Origin of the sequence: Actinomadura sp. KC345 (assembly GCF_004348515.1) — a bacterium.
Taxonomy (GTDB): domain Bacteria; phylum Actinomycetota; class Actinomycetes; order Streptosporangiales; family Streptosporangiaceae; genus Spirillospora.
The window spans coordinates 1-2,588 of sequence record NZ_SMKH01000516.1 but is presented as its reverse complement, the minus strand read 5'-3'; the positions used below and the strand labels follow the sequence as shown (position 1 = coordinate 2,588).

The window sequence follows — 2,588 nt, the reverse complement described above, 5'->3', positions numbered from 1 at the left end:
GGTTTCGCGGCCTCGCCCGCCTGGGCGGGCGAGGCCGCGAAACCTCCCTGGGTGGCTTGGCGTTCCAGGCGGTCGAGGCGGGCGAACATCGACGCCTCGTCCTCGTAGGCGGCGGGCAGGAGGATCCGTGCGCAGATCAGTTCCAGCAGGAGCCGCGGGGACGTGGCGCCGCGCATCTCCGTGAGCCCGGTGTGCAGGAGGTCCGCCGCGCGTGTCAGCTCCCCCGGCCCGAGGGACGACGCCTGGCGCCGCATGTGTTCGAGCTCGTCCGGCGGGACGTTCAGGAGCCCGGTCCCCCCGGCCTCCGGGACGTTCGAGAGGATCACCAGGTCCCGGACGCGTTCGAGCAGGTCGGCGGTGAACCGGCGGGGGTCCTGTCCGCTCTCGACGACCCGGTCGACGGCGGCGAAGACGGCGGCGCCGTCGCGGGCCGCGAACGCCGCGATGACCTCGTCCAGGAGCGCGGAGTCGGTGTAGCCGAGAAGGGAGACCGCCCGCGCGTACGTGATGCCGTTCTCGTCGGAGCCGGCGAGCAGCTGGTCGAGGATCGACAGGGTGTCGCGGGCCGAGCCGGCGCCCGCCCGGACGGCCAGCGGCAGCGCGGACGCCTCGTACGGCACGTCCTCCGAGCGCAGGACCTCCTCGACGAGCTCGGTGAGGACGCCGGGCGGGATCAGCCGGAACGGGTAGTGGTGCGTCCGGGACCGGATCGTCCCGATGACCTTCTCCGGCTCGGTCGTCGCGAACACGAATTTCAGGTGCGGCGGCGGTTCCTCGACGAGCTTCAGCAGCGCGTTGAAGCCCTCGCGGGTGACCATGTGCGCCTCATCGATGATGTACACCTTGAAGCGCGCCGAAACCGGGGCGAAGAAGGCCCGTTCACGCAAATCGCGGGCGTCGTCGACACCACCGTGGGACGCGGCGTCGATCTCGATCACGTCGATGTGCCCGGTGCCCGTCGGCCCGAGCGCGACGCAGGAGTCGCACTTGCCGCACGGGTCGGGTGTCGGCCCCTGTTCGCAGTTCAGTGAGCGGGCGAGGATGCGGGCGCTGGACGTCTTGCCGCAGCCGCGCGGACCGCTGAACAGGTACGCGTGGTTGATCCGGCCGTTGCGCAGCGCCTGCTGCAGGGGCTCGGCGACGTGCTCCTGCCCCTTCAGCTCGGCGAACGTCGCTGGCCGGTACTTGCGGTACAGAGCCAGACTCATCGGGGAGCCGTCCTCCCTCGAGAAGCAGAGCGTCAGACGAAAAGGACCCCCCGCACACCCGCCAGAGCCTGCTTATCCTTGCTGCCTTCCGGCCCTGGGGAGGTTCACAGGGTGACGCCATGCGAGGGGTCTGCCCCAGAGTCTATGACATCCCCGGGCCGGGATTGCCAGGCTTCCCGCGTAGTCTCCGCCTCATGTCCGCCCCGACCCACGACACGCTCCTGCACATCGCCGAACGAACCCACTGGGAGGCCGCCCGCGACACGGGAGTGTCGTACGCCATGTCCACGCTGGGCCGGACCCTTGACGACGAGAGGTTCGTCCACTGCTCGTCCGACATGGCGCAGGTGGAGGGGGTGCTCGGCCGGTTCTACACCGGCGTCCCCCGCTCCGACCTGGTCCTGCTGGTCATCGACGTGGCCTCGCTGGACGCCCCCGTCCGCTACGAATCCGCGGGCGACGAGGTCTTCCCCCACGTCTACGGACCGATCCCGATCGCCGCCGTAATTGATGTCAGGTCACTGCCCCGGAACCGGTAGGCTTCTCCGTGGAGGATTCGCCTAGTGGCCTAGGGCGCACGCTTGGAAAGCGTGTTGCGTGCAAGCGCTCGCGAGTTCGAATCTCGCATCCTCCGCTCGCCTGACCAGGCACAAACGTCGAGGGCGGCACCCGTACGGGTGCCGCCCTCAGTGCTTGGGTCTCAGTTGACCGCTCCACCGTCGACCATCCCATGGGGGCCATCGCCGTAGGCGTCGGCATGCCGAGGATGGGCCGGCGGGCACCGGTCTGCCCGAAGGCATCGCGGACGTGACCGATGACGCGTCGTGAGCTTCGGATCCCTGATGTTGACGCTGCCAGGACCCCGCGGACTGTCCTGATCGCAGCTATACAAACAGGGTCGGACTGTACAGCGTGCGACAGCTCGCTGCGCAGCCCGAATTCACGGAGGTGTTCCGATAATGAGGAATGTCTTTTTGCGCAACAACCCGAGGGCGAAGAGGCGTCCGAGGAGGAGCTCAGGGAAGCGCTGGACCTCGGGGGTTTCGACCCCGACAAGATCCTGGGCAAAGACGACAAGTAAGGTGATGCCTCGGCCTGGCCGAGGTGTGGTCTTGTTACCATCCACGGCCCCCGTTTCCGGGGGCCGTTCTTAATTCTGCGGTCGGTCGTCCACTGAGGTTTTCTCGCCGACTTTCAGCTGATCCTGCGGTGCTCGAAAAGGGTGAGGACGTGGGCGGAGCGGACGAGGTCGTCGATTCTGCTGGGGCTGAGGGTGGTGTGCTGGAGGGCGGTCCACCGTTGGGTGAGGAGTGCGAAGCCGCGTTCGCCGAGGCAGCGTAGGGAGCGTTGCAGGGCGTTGTGGGTGCGGTTGCCGGTGGC

The 2,588-nt window shown here is 68.3% G+C and carries 2 protein-coding genes, 1 tRNA gene, 1 other RNA gene and 1 pseudogene; 2 read left to right on the top strand and 3 right to left on the bottom strand.

The features are described from left to right. Together E1281_RS39065 and ffs are read right to left on the bottom strand one after the other, a co-directional pair. On the bottom strand, positions 1-1,208 hold a 1,208-nt coding region (locus E1281_RS39065), incomplete at its 3' end, for a DNA polymerase III subunit gamma and tau (protein ID WP_131884723.1). A gap of 38 nt (positions 1,209-1,246) precedes the next feature. Next, an RNA gene (ffs, locus tag E1281_RS39060) (signal recognition particle sRNA small type) lies at positions 1,247-1,342 on the bottom strand. Between the two features lie 60 nt (positions 1,343-1,402). On the opposite strand from ffs, the gene E1281_RS39055 reads away from it, so the two are divergent. Together E1281_RS39055 and E1281_RS39050 are read left to right on the top strand one after the other, a co-directional pair. Further along, the gene (locus tag E1281_RS39055; RefSeq protein ID WP_131884722.1) at positions 1,403-1,747 is read left to right on the top strand and encodes a DUF952 domain-containing protein; all 345 of its coding nucleotides are present in this window, start codon (positions 1,403-1,405) and stop codon (positions 1,745-1,747) included. 10 nt (positions 1,748-1,757) lie between these two features. Then, a tRNA-Ser gene (locus E1281_RS39050) sits at positions 1,758-1,842 on the top strand. A gap of 560 nt (positions 1,843-2,402) precedes the next feature. On the opposite strand, the pseudogene E1281_RS39045 reads toward E1281_RS39050, so the two are convergent. Continuing rightward, a pseudogene (locus E1281_RS39045) lies at positions 2,403-2,588 on the bottom strand (IS5/IS1182 family transposase); the annotation flags it as partial.